Raw genomic sequence first — 25,721 nt, 5'->3', positions numbered from 1 at the left:
GTGACCCGCATGGGTTCTCAGTCGCGAGCAGACTTCATCATCGATGTCCTCATCCGCGAGTTCGGTGAGCCGATGGCGCTCGATCCGCCCGCGTTCCGCCGCAAGTTCCGGAAGATGGCGGCCTCGCCGTTCGCGTTCTACCGCGGCAGTGCCTCGCTGTTCTACGCCGACCTGACCGGTGACCACCGGGACGACAGCTTCCTCGACGAGCGGACCAGCCGGGTCTGGATCCACGGTGACCTGCACGCCGAGAACTTCGGCACCTACATGAACTCGTCCGGGCGCCTGGTCTTCAACGTCAACGACTTCGACGAGGCGTACGTCGGCCCGTACAGCTGGGATCTGAAGCGCTTCGCGGCGAGTGTCGCGCTGATCGGGTATTCGAAGGCGCTGTCCGACGACGACATCACGGCGCTGGTGACAACGTTCGCGCGGGCGTACCTGATCGAGTTGCGGGCCATCGCCCAAGGGGGTGACGACGCGATCGGCTCGATCACCCTGGAGAACGCGACCGGTGTGCTGCGGCGGGTGCTCCAGCAGGCACGGCTCAACACCCGGGTCGACCTGCTCGGCGAGCAGACCACGATCGACGACTTCGACCGCCGGTTCTCGATGGGCGACGGCGTCTACGAGGTGGACACGGTCACCCACGCCAAGGTCCGGGAGGCGTTCGACCGCTATCTGGGCACCCTGCCGCAGGGCACCCGGCCGGTGGCGATGCACATCAAGGACATCAAGCTCCGCAAGGGCGTCGGGATCGGCTCGGCCGGGCTGCCGTCGTACAACCTGCTGCTCGAAGGGCACACCGAGGCCCTCGAGAACGACGTGATCATCTACATGAAGCAGGCGCAGGTCCCGGCCGTCGCCCGGTGGATCGACGACGAGCGGGTGCGCGGCTACTTCAAGCACCAGGGCCACCGGACGAGTGAGTCGCAGCGGGCCCTCCAGGCGCACGCCGACCCGTGGCTGGGCTTCACCGAGCTGGACGGGGTGGGGCAGCTGGTCGCCGAGGTCTCCCCGTACGCCGCGGATCTCGACTGGTCCGAGGTGAGCGAGCCGGAGGAACTGACCGGGGTGATCGCCGACCTGGGCCGCGCGGTGGCCCGGATGCACTCGGTCGCCGACGACGAGTCCAGCCACGACCTGGTCGACTTCTCCACCGAGGAGGCGATCGTCGCGGTCGTCGACAAGGATGAGGCCGGGTTCGTCCGGCACCTGGTGGAATTCGCGCACCGGTACGGTGACCAGGCCCGCGAGGACCACCAGGACTTCGTCGACGTGTTCCGCAACGGCCGCCTCCCCGGCCTGTGAGCAACGAAACGCCGGTGACCCGCTACTTGGGGACGAACTGGACGGCCAAGTCGGTCGAGGACCCCGCGGTGTGGTCGTAGGAGATCCGGTAGTAGAGATCGCCGCTGCCCCGGGTCGATTCGAAGTCGTACCGCTTCGGCGGCCAGTGGCACGGCACCCGCACGGTGTCGACCGCCTTCCCGGACTTCTTCAAGATCTCGACCACGAGCGTGCCGTGCCCGGTGCAGGCGGCGAGGATCCGGAAGTCGGTGCCGACGTGGCTGGGCAGGTCGTCCTTCCAGCCACGCGGGCCCGCGGTTTTGCCGCCACCAACCCCGAAGCCCTTGTCGGACGTAAGGTTCAATGCGTTCCTCGCGTTCGCCCGGCTGTCCGTCACGGTCAGCGGCTCACCGGTGTCGCTGGTGAGCCGGAAGGCGAACCCGGCGGAACGGGGAGCGGTCGCGTTTTCCACGATCTTGTAGTCGATGCCGATGACGCCCCCCATCTCGAAGTCGGTCCGCACCGGCTCCGGCCGTTCCGAGCAGGGCACCTTGAGCCGGGCCAGCTCGATGGGCTCGGTCAGTTGGCTCTCGCTGCCCGGATTGCCCATGACGGCGAGTGTGATCTTCCCGGTCCCGGCGCAGGCGGCGTGCAGGGTCAGCACGCCGAAGTAGACGGCGCTCGACGCCGACCAGTTCGGCGTCACCTCGGCGGCCTTCTCGACGGCCGTCGGCATCGTGGACGTGCCGAGCGCGACCTTGGCGGTCTGCGTCAGCTGCACCGGGTCGGCGGGAGGCAACGGCGGGGGCGCCGGTTTCCGGACGAACACCCCACCGACGACCGCGAGCACCACGACGGCGGCGAGACCGACGGCCCGTCGGCGGCGGCGGATCCGTACCGTGCGGCGGGCCGCCTCGGCGCCCGGCGGGCGGATCGCCTGGATCGCCGTCGGGCGGGTCCGCGCGAAGATCTCCTCGAGCTGGTCAGACATGGGTCACCCCCTCCGCATCGGCGCCGAGCAACCCGGCGAGCGTGCCGCGCGCCCGGTGCAGCCAGGACTTGACCGTCCCCTGGGCCACACCTTCCCGCTCGGCGATCTCCGCGATCGTCAGGTCGCCCAGGTAGTGCAGCACCATGGCGCGCCGCTGGGCGGCCGGCAGTTCGGCCAGGGCGGCGACCAGCGCCACCCACTCACCGGTCGGCCCGGGCAGCTGCGGCTCGTCGGTGCGCTGCTTACGCAGGAAGTTCAGGGCGGTACCGGCCCGGCGCCACCGGCTCACCGCCAGGTTCCAGGCGGTACGGCGGACCCAGGCGGCCGGATCGTCGTACCGGGAGATCGTGGACCACCGGGGCAGGGCCCGGCAGAACGCCTCCTGTACGACGTCCTGGGCCTCCTGGCGGTCACCGAAGTACGCGTACAGCTGCACGGTCAGCCGTGTGTAGTGCGCGGCGTAGACCTCATCGAACGTCGGTGGATCGTGGTGCACGGCGGCCGGCGTCTCCGATCGTTGGTCGGCGATGGCTGTCACGGCGACTACACGCGCGTGCCCGGCGGAAGGTTGCGGAAGCCGCCCGGATCATAGGATGAGCGGCATGACGCCCGAAGAGGTCGGTGAGCGCCTGGTCGCCCTGCTGGCGACGGACGATCCGGAGACGGGCCCGGTGACGGCCGAGATCTCCGGCGGCGGACCGGGCCACGCCCGTGCGGTGGTGGACGTGCCGGCCGGCCGCTGGTGGTTCGCGGCCGAGGTGGCCCGTGATCCCGGGGCTCTGGGCTGCGACTTCTTCGACTGGCTGTCGGCCGTGGACGAGGTGGACGGCGGCTTCTCGGTGCTGGCCCACCTGTGGTCCACCCGCCGCCGGCACGGGCTGCTGCTGCGCACCCGGGTGCCACGGGAGCATCCGGAGGTGGAGTCTCTGGTGGACCTCTACCCGGGCGCCGAGTGGCACGAGCGGGAGACGTACGAGATGTTCGGCATCTCCTTCGCCCGGCATCCCGGCCTGCGCCCGCTGCTGCTGCCCCCGGAGTTCGAGGGGCACCCGCTGCGCAAGGACTTCGTGCTGGCCGCCCGGGTGGCCAAGCCGTGGCCGGGCGCCAAGGAGCCGGGTGAGTCGGAGGGCGGCACGGCCAAGCGCGCCCCGATGCGCCCACCCGGCGTCCCCGCACCGAACGAGTGGGGTCCGCAGAAGAGCGAGAAGGAGGAGAAGCCGTGATGGAGCTCCTCCTCCGGGTCGGCGCCGTGATGGCCGCCTTCCTGGTTCTGCCGCTGGTCATCGGCCAGGCCGAGCACAAGGTGATGGCCCACATGCAGGGACGGGTCGGCCCGATGTACGCCGGCGCCTTCCACGGCTGGGCACAGCTGGTCGCCGACGGGGTGAAGTTCGTCCAGAAGGAGGACATCACTCCACGCGAGGCGGATCGGACCGTGTTCCGGCTGGCCCCGATCGTGGCGCTCTTCCCGTACCTCATCGTGATCTTGACTTTGCCGCTCGGCCCGAACCTGGTCGCGCAGAGCTTGGACATCGGGTTGTTCCTGGTCCTGGCCGTGCTCGGGATCGGCGTGGTGGCCGTGCTGATGTCCGCGTGGGCCTCGGCGAACAAGTACAGCCTGCTCGGCGGCGTCCGCGGCGCCGCCCAGCTGCTCGGCTACGAGCTGCCGCTGGTCCTGGCCGCGGCGAGCGTCGCGATGGCGGCCGGCACGCTGAGCCTGCCCGGCATCGTCGAGGCGTGGCGGCCCTGGTGGCTGATCTGGCAGGCGCCGGCCGCGCTGGTGTTCTTCATCGCCGGGCTGGCCGAGATCCGGCGCCCTCCCTTCGACATGCCGATCGCCGACTCCGAGCTGGTCTTCGGCTACATGACCGAGTACACCGGGCTGCGTTTCGCGTTCTTCCTGCTGGCCGAGTACGTCGGCATCGTCGTGATCGCCGGTCTGACCACGGTCCTGTTCCTGGGCGGCTGGCACGGGCCGTTCGCGGAGCAGCTGGGCTGGCTGTGGACGCTGCTGAAGGTCGCCGCCCTCTCCTTCGTGATCATCTGGTTCCGGGTCACCTACCCCCGCCTGCGCGAGGACCAGTTGCAGCGCCTCTGCTGGCTGATCCTGGTCCCGGTCTCGCTCGCCCAGCTCGTCCTGACCGTCGCGGTGAAGTCCCTGCTTTAAAAGGATCTGAAACGCCGGGGCAAGGTCGCGCCGGAAAGGCCGAGCGGGCAGGATGTTCCCTTGTGAGTGAGAACGGCGACCGCAACGTGCCCGGCAAGGGCCTGCTCGACGGGCTCGCCGTAACGCTGAAGACCCTGACACGGCGATCCGGCACCCAGCAGTACCCGGACGTGCAACCCGATCTGCCACCGCGCTCCCGCGGCGTGATCGCGCTGTCCGAGGAGAACTGCACGGTTTGCATGCTCTGCGCCCGTGAGTGCCCCGACTGGTGCATCTACATCGACTCGCACAAGGAGGAGGTCGTCGTCCCGGGCGCCGCGCGCGCCCGCCAGCGCAACGTGCTGGACCGGTTCGACATCGACTTCTCCCTCTGCATGTACTGCGGCATCTGCATCGAGGTCTGCCCGTTCGACGCGCTGCACTGGACCCCCGAGTTCGAGTACGCGGAGACCGACGTCCTCTCCCTGCTGCACGACAAGACCCGGCTGGGGGAGTGGATGCGCACGGTGCCTCCGCCGCCGGCCCACGACGTGCTCGGCGAGCCGTCCAAGGAGGAGGCCACGGCGGCGCGCAAGGCCGCGGGCCCGGGCGCGGCCACTGCCGCCAAGACCGCAAGACCAGCGACGGTACGCCCACCGCGCGCCGAAACTCCGGAGGCCGGGAAGTGACCGTCGCCGACGTGCTGCTGCTGGCCCTCGGCACGGTCGCCGTCGGCTCCGGCGCACTCGTCGTCACCAGCGCCCACCTGGTCCGCTCCGGCCTCTACCTGGTGGTGAGCCTGGGCGCGATCGCCGGCCTCTACCTGGTCCTCGGCGCCGAGCTGGTGGCCTGGGTGCAGGTCCTGGTCTACGTCGGCGCGGTCGTGGTGCTGCTGCTGTTCGCGGTGATGCTGACCCGCGCCCCGATCGGCCCGTCACCCGACCTGGACCGGCCCGCCCTCCCGGCCGTCCTGATCGGCGGTGGCCTCGGCGCCGGCCTGGCGGTGCTGTTCGCCGACGCGTTCCGCTGGGTCCGCTACCCGGAGGCGGATCCGGGCACCGCCGAGCGGGTCGGCGAGCAGATCTTCGGCGCCTGGGTGCTGCCCTTCGAGGTGATCTCGATCCTGCTGCTGTCCGCCCTGGTCGGCGCGATCGTCCTGTCCCGGCCGGACGTCGGCGCCCGACCCACCCCGGAGGCCTGATGCACGTCGTCATCCCGTACGTGGTGGCCGCCCTGCTGTTCGGCCTGGGCGTCTACGGCGTGCTCCGCAGACGCAACGCGATCCTGGTGCTGATGGCCGTCGAGCTGATGCTCAACGCGGTCAACCTGATCCTGGTCACCGCGGACGTCTCGCTGCGTTCCGCGCTCACCGGTGTGGCGGTCGAGTCCTGGGCCCGCCCGGGCGCGGCCGTGCCCGGCACCGGCGGCGTCCTGGCCCTGTTCGTGATCGTGCTGGCCGCCGCCGAGGTGGGCGTCGGGCTGGCGATCGTCCTCCAGTTCTACCGGATGCGTAAGGCGGTCGTGGTCGACGACGTGCGGCTGGACGGCGACGAGGAGCGGGTGGCCGGGTGAGCATCGACGTTGCCGGGCCGCTGCTTCCCCTCGTACCCCTGATCGTGGGTTTGATCGGTCTCGTCCTGCCGCCGGGCGACGGTGGCCGGGCCCGCCGGCGTCTCGCCGCCGGACTCGGTGTGGCCGGCGCCGCGGTGGCCTGCCTGCTCGCGTTCCGCCTGGTCCTGGATCCGGCGCAGCCGTCGACGGACCCGTTCTCCGATCCGTGGGACACCGGCTTCCCCCTGGCCGATTTCGGTTACCTGGAGGTGCGGTTCAGCACTCTGGTGGACGCCGCGGCCGCCTATGTCGCGGTGGCCGTCACGGTGGTCGCCCTGTTCGTCCAGATCTACTCGATCGCCTACCTGCACGACGACCGCCGGTACGCGCCCTACGCCGCACAGATCAGCCTCTTCACCGGCGCGATGCTGCTGGTCGTCACGAGCAGCGACCTGATCCTCATGCTGTTCGGCTGGGAGGTGATGGGCGCCTGCTCCTACCTGCTGATCGGCCACGACCGGCGGTTGCCGGAGGCGCCGGCCGCCGCGGTGAAGGCCTTCCTGGTCACCCGGGTCGGTGACGTCGGCTTCCTGCTCGGCATCGCCGTCCTGATCGCCGACGCCGACAGCACCTACCTCGGCGACGTGCTCACCCACGACTATTCGGCCGTCACGCTGACCGCCGCCCTGCTGCTGATCCTCGCCGGGGTGGCCGGCAAGAGCGCCCAGTTCCCGCTGCACACCTGGCTCCCGGACGCGATGGCCGGCCCGACCCCGATCTCCGCGCTGATCCACGCCGCCACCATGGTCGCGGCCGGCGTCTACGTGGTGTTCCGGCTCTACCCGCTCTACCGGCAGTCCCCGGCCGCACTGGCCACCCTCGCCGTGATGGCCGCGATCACCATCCTCATCGGGGCGCTCTCGGCGATGGCCCAGGACGACCTGAAACGGGTGCTGGCCTGGTCGACCGTGTCGCAGATCGGGTACATGACCGGCGCCCTGGCCGTCGGCTCGCCCGCCGCCGCCCTGTTCCACCTGCTCACCCACGCCGCGTTCAAGGCACTGCTGTTCCTCGCGGCGGGCGCGGTGATCCACGCGGTCGGCACCAACCTGATGTCCCGGATGGGCGGCCTGCGCACCCACATGCCGGTCACCTTCTGGTCGTTCGTGATCGGCCTGGGCGCGCTCGCCAGCGTGCCGCCGCTCTCCGGCTTCTGGTCGAAGGAGAACGTGCTGACCGCCGCCGCCCACGCCACCGAGGGCGGCGAGACGGCGCCCGCCTGGGCCGCGTGGGTGGTCTGGCTGGCCGCGCTGCTCTCGGTCGGGATCACCGCGTGGTACGCGACCCGCCTCCTGCTGCGCACGTTCTTCGGTGTCTCCCGGGCGTACGGTCCGGACGGCCCGGACTGGGAGATCGGCTTCGGCGACGGCGGCTACCGGGCCCCGGCCGTCCCGCACGATCCGCCCGCACTGATGCGCTGGCCGCTGATCCTGCTCGCGATCCCGGCCGCGCTGCTCGGGCTGGCCGCCTTCGCCCCCGGCTTCCGGACCGCATTGGAGCTGGAGGATCCGCACCTCGGCGTGACCGTGGCCCTGCCGATGCTGCTGCTCGCGGCCGGCGCCGGGACCGCGTGGTGGCTCTGGCGGGCGGCGCCCGGTGCCGACCCGGCTCTCGTCCTCGGCCGTGCCGAGCCGTTCCTGGCCGCCGGGTTCCGCCTCGACGAGGTCCAGAACCGCTTCGTGGTCCGCCCGGTCAAGGCGCTCGCCCGCGTGGTGACCGCGTTCGACACGAACGACGTGGACGCCGTCGTCATGGCCACCGGAACCGGCACCCGGAGCGCCGGTGAACTGCTGAAACAGGCGCACCGGCGACCGCTGCCGGCCGCCGCGGTCGCGGTCTGCGCCGCCGCCCTGGTGCTGGGGGCCGTCGCCTGGTGGGGGGCCGTGGCATGAACAACCTGCTGATCGCGCTGCTCGTGGTGCCCGCGCTGGGGGCCGTCGTCGTCGCGTTGCTGCCCGACCGGCGGGCCCGGCTCGTCTCCACCGGCTTCGCCGCCGTCACGTTCGTGCTCTCGGTGCTGCCGATCCTGGCCCGCCCGAACGAGTACACCTGGTTCGCCTACCAGCCCGGCGACGGCCCGCCGATGGTGCCGTGGGCCGAGGTCCACCTGCCCTGGGTGCCCGCCCTCGGGCTGGAGTTCCACCTCGGCGTGGACGGGATCTCGTACCCCCTGATCGTCCTGACCGGGCTGCTGACCCTGCTCTGCTGCGCGTACAACCGGAAGGGCCGCGCCCTGGCCGCGCTCCTGCTGGTTCTGGAGGTCGGCGTCCTCGGCACCTTCCTGGCCCTGGACCTGATCCTGTTCTTCCTGTTCTTCGAGGTCGTCCTCCTGCCGATGTACGCGGTGATCGCCGGCTGGGGCGGACCGAACCGCCGGGCGGCGGCCCGCAAGTTCGTCCTCTACACGCTGGCCGGCTCGGTCCTGCTGCTGCTCGGCGTGCTGCTCGTGGTGACGTCGGCCGGCACCGGCGACCTGGTCACCCTGACCGGCGCCGCCGAGCTCAGCAAGGACACCCAGCGCGTGGCCTTCGTCCTGCTGGCTCTCGCGTTCGCGGTGAAGGCCCCGCTCTGGCCGCTGCACACCTGGCTGCCCGACGCGCACACCGAGGCCCCCACGGTCGGGTCGGTGATCCTGGCCGGCGTGCTGCTCAAGATGGGCACGTACGGCATGATCCGGGTCGGCGTCGGCGCGGCCCCGGAGGGCGCGGCCTGGGCCTCGCCGGCCCTCGGCGCCCTGGCCGTGGTCGCGATCGTCGCCGGCGCGCTGATCTGCCTGCGCCAGACCGAGCTGAAACGCCTGATCGCCTACTCCAGCGTCGGCCACATGGGGTTCGTGCTGCTCGGCATCGCCACCATGTCGATCACCGGCGTCCAGGCCGCCCTGGTCGGCAACGTCGCCCACGGCCTGATCACCGGCCTGCTGTTCTTCCTCGCCGGGACGATCAAGGACCGTACCGGGACGGGCTCCCTCGACCTGATCGGTGGCCTCCGGGAGACCGCCCCGCGCCTGGCCGGGCTGCTCGGCTTCGCCGCCATCGCCTCGCTCGGCCTGCCCGGCCTGGCCGGGTTCTGGGGCGAGGCGTTCGCGGTGATCGCCGCGGTCAAGCGCGGCGGCCCGTTCTGGCTCACCCTGGCGGCCGTCGCCGCGGTCGGCGGCGCCCTGACCGCCGCCTACTTCCTGCGCCTGCTGCGCCGGGTGACGCACGGCCCGGCCACCCCGGCGGTGGCCGCGGCGAGCCCGGCCGTCACCCGGATCGAGTGGCTGGCCTGGACCCCGCTGATCCTGCTGACGCTGGCCGTCGGGGTGGTCCCGGCCCTGGTCCTCAACGACACCGTCGTGCCGCTCGCCAACCTGCTGGGAGTGAAGCTGTGACCAGCCAGGCCGTCGACCACGTCGCGCTGCTGCCGCTGTACGCCGCGGCCGGCACCGCGATCCTGGCCCTGCTCGCCGACCTGTTCGCCGGGAAGCGCGCGGTGACGATCACGGCCACCCTGCTCGGCACCCTCGCCACCGGGGTGACCGCCCTGGCCGTGGGCCCGTGGGCCGCCACCTTCTGTGTCCCGGGCGGCTGCTCCTGGGTGCCGTCCTGGCCGGCCGCGGTGACCGCCGCGCTGTTCGCCGGCCTGACCGCCGGGGTCCTCGCCCTCTCGGTTCCCGCGCTGCGCCTCGGCGCCGCCCCGGCCGGTGAGTTCTGCTTCCTGCTGGCCTGCTCGATGACCGGCGGCGTCACCGTCGCCTACGCGGGTGACCTGCTCACCCTGATCGTCGGTCTGGAGACCCTCACCCTCCCGCTGTACGTGCTGGTCGGCCTCCGCAGGTTCGCCCCCGGCGAGCGGACCACCACCGACGCGGCGTCCGCCTCGGTCACGTTCTTCCTGATCAGCGTCATCTCGACGGCGATCGCCCTGCTCGGGATCGCCCTCAACTACGCCGCCACCGGAGCCGTGCACCTGGGCATGCTGGGTCCCGCCCCGGCCCCGTTCGCCGCCCTGGCCGGGGTCGGCGCCGCGCTGCTGGTGATCGGCCTGGCCTTCAAGGTGGCCGCCGTGCCGCTGCACGCCTGGGCGCCGGCCACCTACGACGGCGCCCCGGTGCCGATCGCCGCGTACCTGTCGACCGCCTCGAAGCTGGGTGGTGTGCTGGCCCTGGCCGCGGTGGCCGCCCGGCTGGACACCAGCGCCGTGGTCGCGGTCCTGGCCGTGCTGACCATGACCGTCGGCAACCTGGTGGCGCTCCGCCAGACCCGCATGGTGCGGCTGCTCGCCTGGTCGTCGATGGCCCAGGCCGGCTACATCCTGGCCGCCCTGGCTCTCGGCGCCCCCGGTGTTCCGGCGGCCCTGGCGTACGCCGTGTTCTTCATGGTCCTGGAGCTGATCGCCTTCGGTGTGGTGGTGGCCCTGCGCCCGGCCGCAGCGGACGGCGGCACCCTCGACGACTTCCGTGGCGCGGCCCGCCGGCACCCGTGGCCGGGCGCGGCTCTCGTGCTGGCGCTGGCCGGTCTGGCCGGTCTCCCGCCGGGTCTGGCCGGCCTGTTCGCCAAGGTGTCCGTGGTCGAGGCCCTGGTGGCCGAGGACTGGATCTGGCTGGCCGCGGTGGTCGTGATCAACGCGGTGATCGCCCTGGCCTACTACGTCCGGGTCGGCGCCCTGCTCTACACCGCCCCCGCCGAGGACACCGAACACCGCACGGTGAGCCGCCCGGTGGCCGCCGTCCTGGTCGCCACCACGATCGTGGCCGTCATCCTCGGCTTCTCCCCGCAGATTCTCTTCGGCGTTCTCTGATCTCCTTGACAGCGGATGATCGAATACGGTCTAACCTCTGTAGATCGCGGGGAGAACAATGTCGCTGTTCAGGAAATCGATCACCGTCGCCGGTGTGGCCGCCGCGGTCGTGGCGCTCGCGTCGGCGCCCGCCTATGCCGCCGCGGGCGGGACCGTCAGCACGACCGCCGGCATCGATGTCATCTTCACCGCGGCCCGGGGCGCGGCCAATGACGTCGTCGTGACCCACTCGGGCCGGACCGTGACGGTCGACGACCGGGTGGCATTGAAGGCCGGCAAGGGCTGTTCCAAAGTCCGTGGCGACGCCACGAAGGTGCGCTGCACCGTGCGCGCGGACTGGGACCTCTTCGTCGCCGACCTCGGTGACCGGAGCGACCGGTTCGTCAACAAGAGCGCCGCCCGGCTGTTCGTCGAGGGCGGCACCGGCAACGACCGGATCACCGGTGGCTCGAACGGTGACTACCTCGCCGGCAACAGCGGCAAGGACGTGATCAGCGGTCGCGGGGGCAACGACCAGGTGGTCGGCGGGAGCGGGGCCGACACCCTCTACGGCGGCGCGGGCAACGACGGGGTCGGTGGCGGCACCGGCAGCGACGTGCTCAAGGGCGGAGCCGGAGACGACTCGCTCGGCGGCTACACCGGCAACGACGTCCTGTACGGCAACTCCGGCGCCGACCGTCTCGACGGTGGCGCCAACGGCGGGCGCGGCGACACCTGCGTGGACAGCGCGACGACCGCACGGGCCGGCTGCGAGCACTGATCTCCGGAGAATGCGGGAGCAGGCCGCGCTGACCCGTCGTTGGTGACGCGCGCGACAACGGCCGATCTTTCAAGTTTGTGAACCGACCGCCGACGTTAGCCTCGAAACTCGTTTCGCTCGTTACCGTCGGCAGTCGGAGGCCAGCTCGTGACCGCATTGCGTCAGTATCTTGGCGTATGGCACCTACCGGGCGCGAAGGTCCTTCTGGTGGTCGGCATCCTGGCCCGCCTCGGTATCGGGATGACCCCGCTGGCCCTGCTCCTGCTCGTCGAGCAGGCCACCGGACGGTACGCGGCAGCCGGTCTCGCCGGTGGCGTCTACGCGCTGGCCGGCGCCGCGGTCAGCCCGTTCGCCGGCCGCCTCGCCGACCGGATCGGCCCGGCCCCGATCCTGCTGGCCACCGCGATCCTGCACCCGCTGGCGCTGGCCGCCCTGCTGCTGGCGAGCCGGGGCGGCGCCGACGCCCTGGAGTGGATCTTCGTGGCGTCGGCGGCAGCTGGCGCCACCTACCCGCCGTTGACCGCGGCGATCCGTCGCGCCTGGACCGACATGACGTCCCCCGGCACCGGCCGGCACCAACTGCGCTCGGCCGCCATCGCCGCCGAGACCTCGCTGTTCGAGCTGGTCTTCGTGCTCGGCCCGATGCTGGTGGCGGTCCTCATGGTGATCTCCGGGCAGCCCGAGTCGGCGCTGATCAGCGCGGCCGTCGCCACCCTCGCCGGTACGGCGTGGATAGCCCGCCTCCCGGTGATGCGGCACCGCGGCGGCCACGACCCGGCGGCCGCCGCGAAGGGCCTTGGCCCGCTGCGGTCCGGCGGTTTCCCGGCGCTGCTGCTGTGTGTCGGCGCGCTCGGCGTCGCGTTCGGCGCGGCCGGCGTGATCGTCCCGGCGTACGCCGCACAGCACGGCGGCGGCGCGTCCCTCGGCGGGGTGCTGCTCGGCGTCTGGGGCATCGGCAGCGCGATCGGCGGCATCTGGTTCGGCACCCGCCGCCCGGCGATGACCCTGTCCCGCCAGTTCGCCTGGCTGCTGGCCGCGGTGTCGATGAGTTTCCTGCTGCTGGCGTTCATGCCGAGCCCGCTCTGGCTGGGCACGGCACTGGTGTTCGGCGGCGCCACCGTCGCGCCCGCCCTGACCGTGGAGAACAGCCTGGTCGGCCGGATCGCCCCGGCCGGGATGATGAACGAGGCGTACACCTGGATGATCACCGTCTCGGTCAGCGGCAGCGCGGCCGGCGGCGCCGTGGCCGGTGCGATCGTCGACCAGCCGGGCGGTCTGCCCTGGTCGTTCGTGTTCGCCGCGGTGGTTCTGCTGCTCGCCGCCGGCGTCGCCGCGATCCCCGAGGGGTCGATGGCCCGCGCCGACCGGCACGCCACCGAGCGACTCGCCGCCGAACCGGTGTGAGCGTCGCGCGATAGCCTGGCGACAGGCTTGGTGTGACGAGGGGGGCGGCTGTGTCCAAAGAGGTCGAGAGCATGCGCGCGGCGGATTCGGACCGCCAGCAGATCGCCGACCAGCTGAAGGCCGCGCTCGACGAGGGCCGCCTCTCCCTGCACGAGTACGACGAGCGCATCGGCGCCGCCTACGCCGCCCGCACGTACGCGGAATTGCTCGTGATCGTCAAGGATCTGCCCCGCCCCGGCGTCAGCGCCGCCGAGGTGCGCGCCCAGGCGCGGAAGGCCGCCCGTCGCCTGCCGACCGCTCTGCTCGTTCTCTGGACCATCTGGGGTGCGCTCGCCGCGGTCAACGTGGTGATCTACGCCCTGGTCGCGGTCTCCATCACCGAGTTCGTCTACCCGTGGCCGATCTGGCTGCTGGTTCCGGGCGTAGCGCTCGGTGCGGTGACCGCCGGAGTGCAAGTGATCCGCAATCAGAAACGGGGAGACTGAGTCCCGCATGACCGCACCGACCCGCGTTCCGCTCTCCGTGCTCGACCTGGCCACGGTCCGCGAAGGGCACGGCAGCGCCGACGCGCTGCGCGGCACCATCGAGATCGCCAAGGCCGCCGACGAACTCGGCTACCGCCGGTTCTGGGTCGCCGAGCACCACAACATGCCGGCCGTCGCCTCCACCTCGCCGCCGGTGCTGATCGGCGCCGTGGCCGCGCACACCCGGCAGATCCGGGTCGGCTCCGGCGGCGTGATGCTGCCCAACCACATGCCGTTCGTGGTGGCCGAGCAGTTCGCCCTGCTGGAGGCGCTCTACCCGGGCCGGGTCGACCTGGGCATCGGACGCGCCCCCGGCACCGACCAGGCGACCGCGGCGGCCCTGCGCGGGGTCTCGCCCTACCTGACCGTGGAGCAGTTCCCGGAGCATCTGCGCACCCTGCTGGGCCTGCTCGGCGACGAGCGGATGCCGACCGAGCGGCTCACCGCCACACCCGCCGCGGAAAGCTTCCCCGAGGTGTGGATGCTCGGCTCGTCGACCTACGGGGCCCAGGTGGCGGCCGCGCTCGGGCTGCCGTTCTGCTACGCGTACCACTTCGCCGCGAGCTCGGACGTCGACGGCGCCCTCCGCCTCTACCGCAACGGGTTCCAGCCGTCCCCGCGCTGTCCCCGGCCCTGGGCGATGGTCAGCGCCTCCGTGCTGGCGGCCGAGACAGCCGAGGAGGCCCGCTTCCTGGCCGGTCCCAGCCGGGTGATGGCCCTCAGCCTGCGCACCGGCCGGCTCGGCCCGATGATCTCCCCCGAAGCGGCGGCCGAACGCGAACTGTCCGACCTGGACCGCGCCGTGCTCGAATCGCTGCCCGGCACCCAGTACGCGGGCACCGTCGAGGAGGTCGTCTCCAGCCTCGACACGCTGGTCGCCCGGACCGGCGCCGACGAACTCATCCTGGCCGGAGCGGTCCACGACCCGGCCACCCGCGTCGACAGCCTGGCCCGGATCGCCAAGGCATGGGGCCCGGTCGCCGGATGACCTGGCACCTGACCTCCGACGTGGAGACCTTCGCCGCCACGGCGAACCCTGTGAGCAACGCCCTCTACCCCAGGCTGGGCTACCGGCCGACAGAAGACCGAGCGGTGGTGGAATTCTCCTCATGACCAGTGGCATCGTCCTCTCCCTGAACGTCGGCGGCTCCGAACCCAACCCGGCGAAGAAGGACTCCGGCCGGACCGGCATAGGCAAGCGCCCGGTGGACCACCCGGTAGCGGTCCGCCGCCCCGGCCCGAAGACCAGCGGCCTGCACAGCGGCGTGGTAGGCGACTTCATCGGCGACACCCAACATCACGGCGGCGACGACCAGGCGGTGTACGCGTACGCCGTCGAGGACTACGCCTGGTGGTCCGCAGAGCTGTCCCGCGACCTGCCCCCCGGCCTGTTCGGCGAGAACCTGACCACCCAGGGCCTGGACCTCTACAACGCCGTACTGGGCGAACAGTGGCGGGTAGGCGACACGGTGATCCTGGAGACCACCTTCGGCCGCATCCCGTGCTCCACTTTCCAGCACCGCATGGCCGAGCCCCGCTGGATCAAGCGCTTCGCCGACTCCAACCGCACCGGCGCCTACCTCCGCATCCTCCAGGAGGGCGACATCCATCCGGGCGCCCCCATCGAGGTGATCCACCGCCCCACCCACGGCCTGACCCTCGCCGAGGCCTTCGACATCTACATGCACACCCCGGAAAACCTGTCCCGCCTCCTGGTAGCCGAAGCCCTACCCCCCGATCTCCGAGCCGAGATCGAAAAGCGCCTGACCCCCGCACCCTCCTGACGAACCCAAGAAGTCGGAACGGCCGGGCGCCGCGCATTCGCGGCGCCCGGCCGTTCGCTTAGAGGTTCCGGTCGCCGTAAAGGCGTTTCTGCGTCTCCGCCACGAGCCGGGCTTGCTCCTCCTCGTCGGCCTGCGCCCGCCATCGCAGAGAGGTCTCTTGGGCTTTCATCAGCGGTTCCGCGTAGGCGGAGCTGCGGGCGACGTCCCGGAAGCTGATCCGCCCTTCGAGTACATCCCGGGCCATCTCAGCCAGTTCGGGGCCTGCGCCGCCGTCCCGCGGCGTGGCCAGAGTCCGCTTCACCTCCTCCGCGGCCTCGCGGCTTCCGGCCATCCGTTCAAGTTCCTGGTCGACGGGATCGTCACTCAACTCATGCCCCCCGAGCGGTGTACGCGGCGGCGGGAAGCTTGCTAGATCACAACGAGAACGGCCCCGGTCAGCGTTTTCGCTGTTACCGGGGCCGTTTCTCAAGCCTGTGGCGGGTAGAGGATTCGAACCTCTGTAGCTTTCGCGACGGATTTACAGTGTGCCGATCATCTGCCTCTGACCAGCCGGAACAGTCCTGATAGTCGACGCACCGACACGGATGCGACAACAGGCCGTGTAAGCGGCTGGAGACGTTGCTGCCTCGCCGCTTCGCAGTAGGTGGTGTCGGGGAGCTTTCCCTGTCAGCGACGGACGAGAGACCGGGTGTCGAGTTCAAACCGGAACGGCTGCTCGGCGGTCAGGCTCGCGCCGGTCTTCACGACGGTCTCCTCGACGTAGTGCTGGCCATCGAGACGGTTGAATCGCAGCGTCAGCGAATCCGGCGCCTCGTGCTCGACCAGGAGGTACCACCCGATGCCGGCAGCAGCATAGAGCTGCATCTTGAGCACGCGGTCCATGGCGGCGTTGCTCGGCGACACGATCTCACCGATCAGAAGTACTCGGGAAGCATCCGCCGTGACGCCCTCCTCGTCCTGGTCCACCACAACCAGGTCCGGAATGACGATGCGGCCGGTGTGCAACCGGATGTTGATCGCCTCGTATACGAAGAGCCCGGCCGGCTCGGCGCCTTCCTCCAGCGCGTTCGCCAGGCGGCGGGAGAGGCGCTGATGGCTCATGCTCGGCGCGGGGCTCACCACCAGGCTCCCATCGATGAGCTCGATCCGGTCCGTCGTCTCGCCGAGCGCAAAATACTCGTCCTCAGTCCATGGACCGACGTGGTCAACCACTCCCACGCTCATCGACGACGTCACCTCCAGCAGCGGCTCATAAAAGATGCTTCCGTCCACGGTACGGCAACTCAAGCAGCACGGCGTCCCCGGAAAGCTGCACGCTGGCGTGAGGTAGGAGGAGATCCGGGGCGGTGACCATGCCACCCGAATGCCGCAGGGCGAGCACACCTATGACACCGCAGTAATCGCCATCCGTATCAGCGCGGTGTATTCCTATGCCGAGATCCGGCCGTACATCGCCAAGTTGGCTCAAGTCAGCCCAGCACGCTTAGATGCGTGGATGGCAGTCGCCCAAGCGGCACGGGTCTAGAACGTAGGCTGGTTGGGAAGTTCGGTATTCGTCAGGTCTTAGCGCGTAGGTTTCAGACGGCTATTCCTTAGCGAGTCGCCGGGCCAACATCTCGATGATCTCCACATCTTCTTCGTCGAGCTGATCAAGCGCCGAGCTGAGTTGTAGCGCGCGAGCTGAGATCTTGCTATCCGGATACACGTGGTACCAGTCCGCCGCGATCATCGCCTCAACATTTTCGACGGTCGTTCCGAATAGCTTCGCGATGCCCGCGAGCGTTTCAGGCGCAGGCGGCCCAACACGGTTGCTTCCAGGGCCCTTTCACGCTTGATACGGGGCCACCGATGCAACCGGACAAGCCGTCGTTGGGGTGTACCGCCGAATTGATCCTTTCTGGATCAAGGCGCCGCGCAAGCGCGGCGCTGGCCGGACGCGCTCGGCCTGCTGGCGGGCTCCGCCCGGCATCGGCCGGCGCACCGGCCGATTCTGGACTCTGCTCCAGGCCGTGACGATCGCTGTCGCGGTCAGCCGCTGTCGTTGCTTCCGGCGATCGCTGCCGCACCGCTTCGCGGCTTGCCCTCGCATCAGGTGGTCACCGTGGTCGGACTCGCCGAACGGGTAGGGGCGAGCAGCTCCGCCCGGAAGGGTGTCGGCTCAGAGGTCCTGGTCGCCGTAGAGGCGTTTCTGTGTCTCCGCCACGAGCCGGGCTTGCTCCTCCTCGTCGGCCTGCGCCCGCCATCGCAGAAGAGCTTCCTGGGCCTTCATCAGTGGTTCCGCGTAGGCGGAGCTGCGGGCGACGTCCCGGAAGCTGATCCGCCCTTCGAGTACATCCCGGGCCATCTCAGCCAGTTCGGGGCCTGCGCCGCCGTCCCGCAGCGTGACCAGAGTCCGCTTCACCTCCTCCGCGGCCTCGCGGCTTCCGGCCATCCGTTCAAGTTCCTGGTCGACGGGATCGTCACTCAACTCATGCCCCCGGAGTGGTGTACGCAGCGGCGGGAAGCTTGATGTCGGACAGGTCGCCGCCGCGGTAGGCGATGGTCATGGGGACAGCGAAGATGGCCATGATGGCGGTTCCGCCAGCGTTGATTTTGAGCGAGGCATCGTTGATGAGCTTGGCTATCCGAACCGCCTGTACGCCGGCGACGGCGTAGCCCGCGACTGCTCCGGCCCCGGTAGCTGATAGAGCGGCCCCGGCGCCCGCAGCGGCAAGGCCGATCAGCCAGGCATCGACGATCGCCTGGAGGATGTTGCCGAGCTGGCTGGCCAACTGCCACGCACCGAGTGCCGCCTTCTGGTAGTCATCCTCGATCTGGCGGAAGTCGTGCTGGGACCCACTGATACCGGCGGCGAGGTTGGAGAAGTAGAGATATGCGGCATCGGCGGCGTTGCCGTCCCAGCTGTCGTCGACCTGGAGCATCCCCTGCTGAACATTGATGCCTAGCTCGGCCATGCAGTCTGCGAGGTGGCCCATCGCCTCACCGAACTTCCAGACCGCTTCCCAGTCCCCGCTGACGGCTTCCATGAATGAGCCGATGACGTCGAAGCCGGTTGCTGCTTCGATGCCCTTGTTGATCCATGCCGTCGGGCTGGCGTAGTTCAAGAGGTCGATCGGGTTCAGGAACCCATTGCTCAAGCTCTCGTCCGGCAAACCAGGCGGGACGAGGTTGGCGCCCGGATCACTCATCTTCCTGTCCTCTCATCGGCGATCAGCCGCGGAACAGCGGGTAACGGTGTACCGGTGGACAAGACGCGTCCAGCTCGGCCGCCGAGCGCTCGTCGGTGTTCACGTAGGTGTCGGCGGCAGCCCGCAGGGCTGACTGCGAACCGGCGCCGAGATCCCCGAGCCGGGCGAAGAGGTCATGTAGCTGGCCCATCAGCTGCCGATGGCCGGGAGCGACGAAGCCGATCAGCCCTTGGTCGAGGATCGTGAAGCTGCCGTGGGCCGAGACGTACCGGTCGGCCTCTTCGGCGACGCGTTCCACGTCGCCGAGCTTGCGCGCGTACTCCGCACCTGGAAGGGATCAACTCGGAAGGTCATAGCGGCGTGATCCTGTTCGTGATGACGACCGCCAGGACCATCAGGCCCGTTCCGGCGACCGCGAGGAGCAGGCTTCGCCGCCAGAGCCGCGTGGTCTCGGCGATGTCGCTGACCCGGTGCAGGTTGACCGCGTCGATGATCGAGTAGGTGAACGCGGCCGCAGGTAGGAGCAGGATCGGCCAGCCGATGAGCGGAATGGGGCTGCCCGAGGCGGTGGAGACCACGACGCCGAACAGCACCAGCAGATAGATCCCGGCAAGGAAGATCGCCAGCTTGCCGGCGCTGCGCTGCATATCAAGTCTCGGATTGTCCACAGCCGTCCTCTCCGGTGACTACCTGGATCCGAGGGCTACCAACTTGGTTAGGCAAGTTGAGACCCGTAACCGCCATCGATGCGACCGGCGTTGTTCTCCTGTACCGGCCTCACTCGGTTTCGGTTCAACCGGCCGCAGGCTTCGGGAGGGAGTTGTGCCTGGTCAAGATCGAGGTACACAGGGGTCTCGGGTAGGTCAGGGTGGTCCCGTTCGAGTGACTCCCCGCGGGGCCGGTCCCGGCGTTGGCGATCGGGCTTGCGTCCATGAGGCTGGGCCAGCCTGCCGCCGTACCCGTCCTATGTCTGTGAGGTGTTCGATGACGGTCGGCCGCCGGTGCGCGGATCGTCTCGGCGGGCGGTCAGGAGAGGGGCAGGAATGGCCTCTAAGGATCTCCGCGTGTTCCCGTCATGTTCCCGTGGAGGGTCGTAGACGGCCGGATCTTGCCGGACTCGCTAGATCACAACGAGAACGGCCCCGGTCAGCGTTTCCGCTGGTACCGGGGCCGTTTCCCTAGCCTGTGGCGGGTAGAGGATTCGAACCTCTGTAGCTTTCGCGACGGATTTACAGACCGAACCGGTCACTGCCTCTGACGTGCTGAAACACCCACTCGCAAGCGGCCGTTGCCGGGTATTTGCCGTGGCGGTCGCCAGACACCTTGCCGAGACCTGATCGGATCTTCACATCTCTACGACCGGACATTGGTACCCCATAGCGGGCGCATCAGCATGCGGGCGGCGTCCGATGCTTCGAGGCGGACGAAGTCGTTCCCGCCGTTCCAGTACAGGCAGTCGATGCCGTAGGTGTGTAGCAATCGAATGTCAGGGGAAGCCGGCCGCGAGGGGAACAATGCGGTGAGTCGATGCACAGCGACTGTCGTGTTGACGGCGTAGTCGAGCAACTGGCCGAGGGCTTCGCGGATGTATCGGTGCTCGGCGCTGCGCTTTGCCTCGATGATGTCGCTGTCATCGTTTAGGTAGAGGTCGGTGAAGCCAACCGCTGACTTGAGTCGATGGTTGCCAGTGCTACCGAGGCTTTCTCGGTAGCGGGCGACGAGTCGGGCTTCGGCCCGGCGGACAAGGACCGTGCCCGCAGTTCGTTCGTAACTGGTGGAGTCGACGTGGACCTGTTCGGCATCGACCACCTCATCGGCACCCAACGCGGCGAGGAGGTCGATCTCGGCTAGACGGTCCTCAGCCGCGAGGTCGGCCTCGGTGGTTACCCCAAGTCCGGCGATTACGGCGGCTGATTTGGCCGAATCGAGCAGGCGAGCCGACTGGAAGATGTCCTTCTCTGCCGAGGCGACCCACGCACGCAGCTCGGGATACCGGACGTCACCTATGCGCTGGAAGGCGGTCAGCGTATAGACGTTGAGCCATCCAGTGTCACCAGTTTTCGGCGGCCACAGGGTGTCCGCCAGCTGTGGGTTGCGGAACCGGTAGCCCATAATTCCAACAGCTTGGACGCGGTTGTCTCCGGTGAAGACGACGACGTCGCCGTCCCGAAGACGGTCGATGACCGAGTTGTGGTGCTCCAAGGCTCCCCAAAATCGTGCCGAACCGTCGGGGTGCCGGGCGAGTAGAGCCTCGGTATCCGTGGTGGAGAGCAAACCGAACAGGCGTGGCACGGTGAAGTCGATCGGCTGGGCAAGGGTGTCGTGGAAGCGGCGCCGGGTTGCCGGGTTGCCGTAGCTGGGAGCGATGAGGACCAGGGGATCACGATATTCGTCGATCGCCTTCAAGGCTGCGGGTGTTTCAACGTCGCTTAGCGCCATGGCGGCAAGATAGACGCTGAGTATGACATCAGCTTGCCCCGTAGGCGTTAGGGCGAACTGGATGGCGGCAGGAACAGGGACGACCGGGCTGCTACGGGCTCTGCGCCTGATTAGGTGCTGCGCGTCCGCCCGCACTCTATGCCCGTGCTGACTGTTCGATCGGCACGGGCATGCAGAGTTGCTTACTCAGGCATCAGCTCGGCAAGTCGCCGAAGAAGGATGTTCGTCTGCTGCTCCATCAGCCCAGCTCGCTCGTGGCTGAGGGCATCAAAATGACCGTGGGCGGCCTGGTTGCGGAGACCGGCGGCTGCTTCCAAGTCCTTCACGTCCTGGACGGAGAGAATTCCTGCCCCGCGGACCGCTCCGATAAGCCGGTTCATCGTTGGCTGGGCCGGAATCGAGACGTTGCGTCCATCCGCAACCGCGCGCAAGGCGATTTCCAGGGCAGCTCCACACAGAACGATTGGTGCTGCTGGATGAACGCTGCGGTCCTCCAAGAGCGCCCGCACTTGTCCCATGACGTCTGTACTAACGATGCCCACCTCGGCTCGGGCGCGTGCACCCGCGATTTCGGCTATCCCCGCTTCGACCTGGTCAGCCCACATACGCAGGATGTCACCGAGATCCCGCGCCTTTTGCGCATCAGTTTGACCTTGGGCCTGATATGCCTCAGTGGCACGCTCTGTCCAGGCGCTGTCATGGACTGCGTACGTCTTCAGGAAATCCAACGCGGCGATTGATCGCGCTTGAATCCGACTCCCGGCTTCATGGTCAACGGCGGTCCAGTAGTTGACGCCGCCCCCGTAGGCCTCTGCTAGCTCCATGTCTTTGCCGAGGTCGTCGGCCAAGCGGCGTGCGTAGGTGAGGATCTGCTGGCTCTGGAGCACTGGTGAAGTCTCACTTCCACGAGAAACGAACCTGTGGCCGTGGGCAGCGTTCCGCCGCCGGCTGCTGAGCCAGCTCGCTATCCCGTCGGCCATCGATCACACACCGTGTTAGTCCTTCACGCCCTGGTCGTCAAGGTGGAACACACGATGTATGAACGACCTTGACCACCAGGGCGTGAAGGACTACGGCTCTGCCTGGGCATCCCAGATGGCATGCCGATGGCGCGAGTGGCTCTCGCGGCTTCTACTCGCCGCTTTCGTTGACGGCGAGGGCGAGGGTTGCGTCATCGCTGCGCTTGTTTCGCGGCCAGCGCTGGCCGAGCGGGTCGCTAGCTTCCGCAGCTCGCACCTTGCGGAGGACCGCTTCCGGGCCGTGCTTTTCAGCAAGGTCGAGAAGCTCGTCCCACGTCATCTCGCCGAACGGAACCACGATGCGAGCTGCGCCGTCGGTCAGCACGGCAAAACGCCGAACATCGCCGGTTGCGACTCGGCCTACGGTCGCCTGGTCCGCTGCCGCTGGATCAGCGGCAGCAATCCAGTACCCGCCCGGCCGATTTCTCATGGCCAACTCTGCGTGCTTCATCCGGATCATGGCTTCGTTCTTTAATGCTGTACCAATGGGATATTCATCGGCAGCTCTGCGCTCGGCTGTTGCTGTTTGGCTAACCCGATCATCAGAAACCGTCTTGATTCCGTAAGTCGAATCTAGAACGACTGAGACATCACCTAAGACAAGATATTCGGTCCACCCGTCATCCTGAATGCGCACCATAGCGACAGCTGCTGAGGGGGTGCCGGAGTGCGAGAGGTCGCACCAAGAATGTAGACCTGCAACCCGCTCGATCCCTGCCGATAAGACTTGTTGAAGAGGCAGGGTCGAATCGCTTGCACCTTCCGACAACGCCGCGCCGAGGTGAGCTGCGTACCATGCGATGCCATGGCTACAGCCTGTGCCGGTTCGGGCGGTTGCACCGTCCAGCACGACAAAAAGGTGCGGTGACGCGGAGTACCAGTCCTCGTTGTCGCCGTCCGAACCTGATGCAAGCGAGGCAACCGCAGTGCGCATGAGCCGTCAGCCCTCGTGTTTGAAGAGTGGTGTCACTCGCTCGGTAGACGTGATTTTCCGGTGATCCTTCGCGTCGAATCGACACAGAATAACTGTCGAGAACCTGCGAGACTTGAGTTCCCTGTACAGCTCCGGAAGATTCTCGGCTACATACCGAGCTGTCCCGAGAGTTCCTTGCGCGTGCGTTCCCGCGATGTACAGGAACGATCCTTTACCGTCAGGCCGCGGTAGGCGGCCAAGGTAGCCGTAATCGGCGCGCTCGCCTTCGTCGCGAGGTGACCGATACTCCTTCCCGGTGTCCGGCTCCCTAATGAACCATCCCCTGTCGTCTTCGACGTAGCGAAGATGTGGGTCGGCCTCCATAACCTGACTCAAGAACGGGAGCAGGCGGGGGTTCGTCAACACGATGAGGTTCGGGCGGTTGAGGTGAACGTGGCCGGGTGGCGGGACGACCTCATAGGCGGCATCTAGTCCGACGGTGCGTGCAAGTTCGGCAAGGATCTCGTACGCGCCAAACGCCTCAGCGGACAGGACGGCGCCGGGGTCGCTTCGGCCGATCTCGAACTTGCCGCCGATCGCCAGCGTGACCTTGCCTGTACCCAGGAAGGCCCGCTCCGGGCGGGTGCCGGCCGAAAGTAGCTGCGACACCCGAGAGCGGGACATGTCGAGCATGTCGGCGAGCTGGGACTGAGTCATGTTGCCGGCGAGCAGCTCTTCGAGCGCTCCGCGGCGTACGCGGGACAGCTCTGCGATCGCTGCTTGGTGTTCATCGATCAGCTTGTGGGCGGTGAGCGCACGCTCGCGCGCATCGGCAAGGGCTTCGACGTCCGCTAGGTCCTTCAACGCTGGGCTCTCCCATCCCTGTCAAGGGGGCTAATCCTAGCGCAGCCCAGTTCAGAGGGGCTATCAACGTCGATTCTGCGTACCGGGCTGAACCATCGTTGTTTAGGGGGCTTGACGGCGGGGTGGGCGGTGGTGTTACCTCGATGTAGGCCCCTCAACGACACAGTCAAGGGGGGTGGACGGTCGATGTCTTCGACCGTCGTACCTACGTCTCAAAGGAGTCAGTCCCCGTGAAAGCGAGTCGTCTGCAAGCCGAACCGTCGTCGGAGGATCTGGCCGCGATCGAGGCCGAATGGCCGTTGATCGAGGCGGAGATGCTCCTGGTGGCCGCGGAGATCGCCTGGGCCATCGCTGCCGAGCGCGGCGGACCGTCGCCGATGGACTGGAAGCGCCTGCGTCGGGCCGAATCCCAGGTGGTCCGTGTCGCCGCCGAGCTGGCGCGCACCGTGACAACTCCGGTTGCGCCCGCTGGCCGTAAGGCGGTGGCGTGATGACCGCCGCGACCACGACCCGCAGCGCTTACCCGCGTGCGGTGGAGGATCTCCTCCCGCATGCCCGCGACCTGGCCGAGAAGCTCGGCGAGACGCCGAGCCGGAACATGCTGATGAAGACCTTCCGCGTCGGTCGTGACAAGGCGAACGCGCTGCTGGCGCACCTGACCACGACGCCGCTCCCCCCGTTCGCAGACGACGCCGTGCCCGCGGCCGAGGAGCAGGTGGCGCTACCTCACGCCATCGGCCCCGAAGACACGGCCGAGGTCGGCGCCGGACCGGCGATGCTGCCTGCCGTCGCGATCGAGGACGAGGCGTTCCGGCTGCTCGACTCCCACCGGCCCGCCGAGGCACCGGTGGTGAACGAGGCCGCCGTGCCGGACGAGAAGCCGCGCCGCCGGCCGGTGACCTGGCCGGTCCTGATCCTGTGCCTGCCCGCGTTCGTCGCGATCTGGGGCGGCTGGGTGGAGATGGGTGAGCTGACCGGCTTCGGCATGGTCACGCTGCTGCCCGGGATCTCGGACTTTCAGATCAACTCGGCGATCACGCTGCCCATCGGCGTCGAGACCTACGCGGCGTACGCGCTCTATGTCTGGCTGTCCGGCACGGTCACCGGTCCGGCGCTCACGTTCTCGAAGTGGTCGGCGCTCGGCTCGCTGCTGCTGGGTGCGCTAGGCCAGATCGCCTATCACCTGATGGCCGCCGCCGAGTGGACCACGGCCCCGTGGCCGATCACCGCCGCCGTTGCCTGCATCCCGGTCGCCGTGCTCGGCATGGGCGCCGCTCTCGCGCACCTGATGCACAAGACCAAGTAGCTCCGCCCGGCGACACGGCCCATGGCCTCGCAAACCCGTGCCGCGCCGCCGGCCTCCCCATCCAGTCACCAGACCTTCCGGAGGTCACCAGTATGTCCGATCGCCAACTGCGCACGCAGCACGCCGAGGTCGTCGGCCGCAACCGTGAGCAGCGGCTCGCCACGATGGCCGAGGCCCAGCGCCAGGCCGACCAGCGCCGCGAGCGCACCACCGCCCGGCAGGCCGCCCGCGACGCCGCCGACGAGATGTGACGGCCCCCGGTCATGCGGCGCCGACACAACGACCAGCACTCGGAGGTTACGGCGATGCTCGCCGCGGTCGCTTCCGAGTCGCTGCCCTACACCGATCCTCGGGCTGGCTACCCCGCGGCGGTCGCTTACCAGGCCGCCCGCACGCCTGAATCCGCAGCCGCGCCGACCGCCACCCGGCAGGCCACTGACCCCGACGAGATGTGACCGGAGGTAACGCCCTGATGAGCGAGGAAGAGATCGAGATCAACGCGGCCTACGCCGAGCTGCAAAACCTGCGGGCCGAGCTGGCCGCGCTGCACAACTGGGCGGATCGGGTGCTCGACAACGAGAACACCGACCGGCAGTACATCGCCGAGCACCTGTCGACCGCCTGCGGGGTTCTCGCGTTCGGCGGCCCGATGCCGAGGCGACCCTACGACGACATCGACGAGTTCTGAGAGAGGGGGCGA

Annotated in this window: 32 protein-coding genes; 19 read left to right on the top strand and 13 right to left on the bottom strand. The window is 69.0% G+C overall.

Translation table 11 applies throughout. The features are described 5' to 3' along the window. The first annotated feature begins 9 nt into the window (after positions 1-9). Positions 10-1,311: a DUF2252 domain-containing protein gene (locus KZ829_RS03210; RefSeq protein WP_220142309.1), complete on the top strand. Its 1,302-nt coding sequence runs from the start codon at positions 10-12 to the stop codon at positions 1,309-1,311. A 22-nt stretch (positions 1,312-1,333) separates the two neighbouring features. Here KZ829_RS03210 and KZ829_RS03205 read toward each other — a convergent pair whose 3' ends face one another. Beyond that, positions 1,334-2,281, bottom strand: a complete 948-nt coding sequence (locus tag KZ829_RS03205) for a hypothetical protein (protein WP_220142308.1) — start codon at positions 2,279-2,281, stop codon at positions 1,334-1,336. After that, a complete protein-coding gene (locus tag KZ829_RS03200) occupies positions 2,274-2,810 on the bottom strand; it encodes an RNA polymerase sigma factor (protein ID WP_308285320.1) in 537 nt (178 codons plus the stop codon). Before KZ829_RS03200 ends, KZ829_RS03205 begins: the two co-directional genes overlap by 8 nt. A 73-nt stretch (positions 2,811-2,883) precedes the next feature. Between KZ829_RS03200 and KZ829_RS03195 the strand changes: the two genes are divergently transcribed. The 13 genes from KZ829_RS03195 to KZ829_RS03135 all read left to right on the top strand — a co-directional run bounded on the left by KZ829_RS03195 (position 2,884) and on the right by KZ829_RS03135 (position 15,292). Beyond that, positions 2,884-3,504 carry an NADH-quinone oxidoreductase subunit C gene (locus KZ829_RS03195; protein ID WP_220142307.1) on the top strand — a complete coding sequence of 207 codons (621 nt, stop codon included), beginning with the start codon at positions 2,884-2,886 and terminating at the stop codon, positions 3,502-3,504. Further along, positions 3,504-4,448, top strand: coding sequence for an NADH-quinone oxidoreductase subunit NuoH (gene nuoH, locus KZ829_RS03190; protein ID WP_220142306.1), 945 nt, complete (start codon positions 3,504-3,506; stop codon positions 4,446-4,448). Before KZ829_RS03195 ends, nuoH begins: the two co-directional genes overlap by 1 nt. A gap of 62 nt (positions 4,449-4,510) precedes the next feature. Next, positions 4,511-5,116, top strand: a complete 606-nt coding sequence (locus KZ829_RS03185) for a NuoI/complex I 23 kDa subunit family protein (protein ID WP_220142305.1) — start codon at positions 4,511-4,513, stop codon at positions 5,114-5,116. Then, on the top strand, positions 5,113-5,628 hold the full coding sequence (locus tag KZ829_RS03180; protein WP_220142304.1) for an NADH-quinone oxidoreductase subunit J family protein: 516 nt from the start codon (positions 5,113-5,115) through the stop codon (positions 5,626-5,628). The genes KZ829_RS03185 and KZ829_RS03180 overlap by 4 nt, the downstream gene beginning before the upstream one ends. Continuing rightward, on the top strand, positions 5,628-5,999 hold the full coding sequence (nuoK, locus tag KZ829_RS03175) for an NADH-quinone oxidoreductase subunit NuoK (RefSeq protein WP_183222796.1): 372 nt from the start codon (positions 5,628-5,630) through the stop codon (positions 5,997-5,999). Before KZ829_RS03180 ends, nuoK begins: the two co-directional genes overlap by 1 nt. After that, the gene (locus tag KZ829_RS03170; protein ID WP_220142303.1) at positions 5,996-7,930 is read left to right on the top strand and encodes an NADH-quinone oxidoreductase subunit 5 family protein; all 1,935 of its coding nucleotides are present in this window, start codon (positions 5,996-5,998) and stop codon (positions 7,928-7,930) included. The genes nuoK and KZ829_RS03170 overlap by 4 nt, the downstream gene beginning before the upstream one ends. Then, on the top strand, positions 7,927-9,411 hold the full coding sequence (locus KZ829_RS03165) for a complex I subunit 4 family protein (protein ID WP_220142302.1): 1,485 nt from the start codon (positions 7,927-7,929) through the stop codon (positions 9,409-9,411). The genes KZ829_RS03170 and KZ829_RS03165 overlap by 4 nt, the downstream gene beginning before the upstream one ends. Further along, positions 9,408-10,820 (top strand): NADH-quinone oxidoreductase subunit N, encoded by a 1,413-nt coding sequence (locus KZ829_RS03160; protein WP_220142301.1) that lies wholly within the window; start codon positions 9,408-9,410, stop codon positions 10,818-10,820. Before KZ829_RS03165 ends, KZ829_RS03160 begins: the two co-directional genes overlap by 4 nt. A gap of 58 nt (positions 10,821-10,878) precedes the next feature. Beyond that, positions 10,879-11,580 (top strand): calcium-binding protein, encoded by a 702-nt coding sequence (locus KZ829_RS03155; protein WP_220142300.1) that lies wholly within the window; start codon positions 10,879-10,881, stop codon positions 11,578-11,580. A gap of 147 nt (positions 11,581-11,727) precedes the next feature. Next, a complete protein-coding gene (locus KZ829_RS03150; protein WP_220142299.1) occupies positions 11,728-12,984 on the top strand; it encodes an MFS transporter in 1,257 nt (418 codons plus the stop codon). Between the two features lie 50 nt (positions 12,985-13,034). Further along, positions 13,035-13,469 (top strand): DUF1707 SHOCT-like domain-containing protein, encoded by a 435-nt coding sequence (locus tag KZ829_RS03145; protein ID WP_308285316.1) that lies wholly within the window; start codon positions 13,035-13,037, stop codon positions 13,467-13,469. Between the two features lie 7 nt (positions 13,470-13,476). Next, positions 13,477-14,496: an LLM class flavin-dependent oxidoreductase gene (locus KZ829_RS03140; protein ID WP_220142298.1), complete on the top strand. Its 1,020-nt coding sequence runs from the start codon at positions 13,477-13,479 to the stop codon at positions 14,494-14,496. A gap of 121 nt (positions 14,497-14,617) precedes the next feature. Continuing rightward, positions 14,618-15,292, top strand: coding sequence for an MOSC domain-containing protein (locus KZ829_RS03135; RefSeq protein ID WP_220142297.1), 675 nt, complete (start codon positions 14,618-14,620; stop codon positions 15,290-15,292). A 58-nt stretch (positions 15,293-15,350) separates the two neighbouring features. On the opposite strand, the gene KZ829_RS03130 is transcribed toward KZ829_RS03135, so the two are convergent. The 11 genes from KZ829_RS03130 to KZ829_RS03080 form a co-directional block, all read right to left on the bottom strand. Continuing rightward, the gene (locus KZ829_RS03130; protein ID WP_220142296.1) at positions 15,351-15,659 is read right to left on the bottom strand and encodes a hypothetical protein; all 309 of its coding nucleotides are present in this window, start codon (positions 15,657-15,659) and stop codon (positions 15,351-15,353) included. A gap of 299 nt (positions 15,660-15,958) precedes the next feature. After that, complete coding sequence (locus tag KZ829_RS03125; RefSeq protein ID WP_220142434.1) at positions 15,959-16,516, bottom strand: Uma2 family endonuclease; 558 nt, start codon at positions 16,514-16,516, stop codon at positions 15,959-15,961. 361 nt (positions 16,517-16,877) lie between these two features. Next, a complete protein-coding gene (locus tag KZ829_RS03120; protein WP_220142295.1) occupies positions 16,878-17,021 on the bottom strand; it encodes a hypothetical protein in 144 nt (47 codons plus the stop codon). Positions 17,022-17,450: 429 nt separating this feature from the next. Continuing rightward, on the bottom strand, positions 17,451-17,759 hold the full coding sequence (locus KZ829_RS03115) for a hypothetical protein (RefSeq protein ID WP_220142294.1): 309 nt from the start codon (positions 17,757-17,759) through the stop codon (positions 17,451-17,453). A 1-nt stretch (position 17,760) separates the two neighbouring features. After that, positions 17,761-18,480 (bottom strand): hypothetical protein, encoded by a 720-nt coding sequence (locus KZ829_RS03110; protein WP_220142293.1) that lies wholly within the window; start codon positions 18,478-18,480, stop codon positions 17,761-17,763. 22 nt (positions 18,481-18,502) lie between these two features. Beyond that, positions 18,503-18,778, bottom strand: a complete 276-nt coding sequence (locus tag KZ829_RS03105) for a hypothetical protein (protein WP_220142292.1) — start codon at positions 18,776-18,778, stop codon at positions 18,503-18,505. Between the two features lie 52 nt (positions 18,779-18,830). Further along, positions 18,831-19,148 carry a hypothetical protein gene (locus KZ829_RS03100; protein ID WP_220142291.1) on the bottom strand — a complete coding sequence of 106 codons (318 nt, stop codon included), beginning with the start codon at positions 19,146-19,148 and terminating at the stop codon, positions 18,831-18,833. A gap of 685 nt (positions 19,149-19,833) precedes the next feature. Further along, entirely contained in the window at positions 19,834-20,919 is a 1,086-nt protein-coding gene (locus KZ829_RS03095) for a hypothetical protein (protein WP_220142290.1), read from the bottom strand. A gap of 182 nt (positions 20,920-21,101) precedes the next feature. After that, entirely contained in the window at positions 21,102-21,806 is a 705-nt protein-coding gene (locus tag KZ829_RS03090) for a hypothetical protein (RefSeq protein ID WP_220142289.1), read from the bottom strand. A 244-nt stretch (positions 21,807-22,050) separates the two neighbouring features. Next, a complete protein-coding gene (locus tag KZ829_RS03085) occupies positions 22,051-22,872 on the bottom strand; it encodes a protein phosphatase 2C domain-containing protein (RefSeq protein WP_220142288.1) in 822 nt (273 codons plus the stop codon). A gap of 6 nt (positions 22,873-22,878) precedes the next feature. Continuing rightward, the gene (locus KZ829_RS03080) at positions 22,879-23,715 is read right to left on the bottom strand and encodes a helix-turn-helix domain-containing protein (RefSeq protein WP_246634911.1); all 837 of its coding nucleotides are present in this window, start codon (positions 23,713-23,715) and stop codon (positions 22,879-22,881) included. Positions 23,716-23,945: 230 nt separating this feature from the next. Between KZ829_RS03080 and KZ829_RS03075 the strand changes: the two genes are divergently transcribed. From KZ829_RS03075 to KZ829_RS03055, 5 genes are all read left to right on the top strand, one after another. After that, a complete protein-coding gene (locus KZ829_RS03075) occupies positions 23,946-24,206 on the top strand; it encodes a DUF6284 family protein (RefSeq protein ID WP_220142287.1) in 261 nt (86 codons plus the stop codon). Next, positions 24,206-25,021, top strand: a complete 816-nt coding sequence (locus tag KZ829_RS03070) for an ABC transporter permease (protein ID WP_220142286.1) — start codon at positions 24,206-24,208, stop codon at positions 25,019-25,021. Before KZ829_RS03075 ends, KZ829_RS03070 begins: the two co-directional genes overlap by 1 nt. A gap of 92 nt (positions 25,022-25,113) precedes the next feature. Beyond that, positions 25,114-25,272: a hypothetical protein gene (locus tag KZ829_RS03065; protein ID WP_220142285.1), complete on the top strand. Its 159-nt coding sequence runs from the start codon at positions 25,114-25,116 to the stop codon at positions 25,270-25,272. Positions 25,273-25,326: 54 nt separating this feature from the next. Beyond that, positions 25,327-25,476: a hypothetical protein gene (locus tag KZ829_RS03060; protein WP_220142284.1), complete on the top strand. Its 150-nt coding sequence runs from the start codon at positions 25,327-25,329 to the stop codon at positions 25,474-25,476. Positions 25,477-25,493: 17 nt separating this feature from the next. Then, positions 25,494-25,709, top strand: a complete 216-nt coding sequence (locus KZ829_RS03055) for a hypothetical protein (RefSeq protein ID WP_220142283.1) — start codon at positions 25,494-25,496, stop codon at positions 25,707-25,709. The last annotated feature ends 12 nt before the right edge of the window (positions 25,710-25,721 follow it).

Source organism: Actinoplanes hulinensis (assembly GCF_019429605.1).
GTDB classification, from domain to species: Bacteria; Actinomycetota; Actinomycetes; order Mycobacteriales; family Micromonosporaceae; genus Actinoplanes; species Actinoplanes campanulatus.
The sequence above is the reverse complement of the archived record's forward strand: the minus strand, read 5'-3'. Positions and strand labels throughout refer to the sequence as shown.

Bases quoted from the DNA above. Each gene is read 5' to 3' on its own strand.
- KZ829_RS03210 (WP_220142309.1), top strand. From the start codon at position 10: ATGGGTTCTCAGTCGCGAGCAGACTTCATCATCGATGTCCTCATCCGC.
- KZ829_RS03205 (WP_220142308.1), bottom strand. From the start codon at position 2,281: ATGTCTGACCAGCTCGAGGAGATCTTCGCGCGGACCCGCCCGACGGCG.
- KZ829_RS03195 (WP_220142307.1), top strand. From the start codon at position 2,884: ATGACGCCCGAAGAGGTCGGTGAGCGCCTGGTCGCCCTGCTGGCGACG.
- nuoH (WP_220142306.1), top strand. From the start codon at position 3,504: ATGGAGCTCCTCCTCCGGGTCGGCGCCGTGATGGCCGCCTTCCTGGTT.
- nuoK (WP_183222796.1), top strand. From the start codon at position 5,628: ATGCACGTCGTCATCCCGTACGTGGTGGCCGCCCTGCTGTTCGGCCTG.
- KZ829_RS03165 (WP_220142302.1), top strand. From the start codon at position 7,927: ATGAACAACCTGCTGATCGCGCTGCTCGTGGTGCCCGCGCTGGGGGCC.
- KZ829_RS03155 (WP_220142300.1), top strand. From the start codon at position 10,879: ATGTCGCTGTTCAGGAAATCGATCACCGTCGCCGGTGTGGCCGCCGCG.
- KZ829_RS03140 (WP_220142298.1), top strand. From the start codon at position 13,477: ATGACCGCACCGACCCGCGTTCCGCTCTCCGTGCTCGACCTGGCCACG.
- KZ829_RS03135 (WP_220142297.1), top strand. From the start codon at position 14,618: ATGACCAGTGGCATCGTCCTCTCCCTGAACGTCGGCGGCTCCGAACCC.
- KZ829_RS03125 (WP_220142434.1), bottom strand. From the start codon at position 16,516: ATGAGCGTGGGAGTGGTTGACCACGTCGGTCCATGGACTGAGGACGAG.
- KZ829_RS03120 (WP_220142295.1), bottom strand. From the start codon at position 17,021: ATGATCGCGGCGGACTGGTACCACGTGTATCCGGATAGCAAGATCTCA.
- KZ829_RS03110 (WP_220142293.1), bottom strand. From the start codon at position 18,480: ATGAGTGATCCGGGCGCCAACCTCGTCCCGCCTGGTTTGCCGGACGAG.
- KZ829_RS03095 (WP_220142290.1), bottom strand. From the start codon at position 20,919: ATGGCGCTAAGCGACGTTGAAACACCCGCAGCCTTGAAGGCGATCGAC.
- KZ829_RS03085 (WP_220142288.1), bottom strand. From the start codon at position 22,872: ATGCGCACTGCGGTTGCCTCGCTTGCATCAGGTTCGGACGGCGACAAC.
- KZ829_RS03070 (WP_220142286.1), top strand. From the start codon at position 24,206: ATGACCGCCGCGACCACGACCCGCAGCGCTTACCCGCGTGCGGTGGAG.
- KZ829_RS03065 (WP_220142285.1), top strand. From the start codon at position 25,114: ATGTCCGATCGCCAACTGCGCACGCAGCACGCCGAGGTCGTCGGCCGC.
- KZ829_RS03060 (WP_220142284.1), top strand. From the start codon at position 25,327: ATGCTCGCCGCGGTCGCTTCCGAGTCGCTGCCCTACACCGATCCTCGG.
- KZ829_RS03055 (WP_220142283.1), top strand. From the start codon at position 25,494: ATGAGCGAGGAAGAGATCGAGATCAACGCGGCCTACGCCGAGCTGCAA.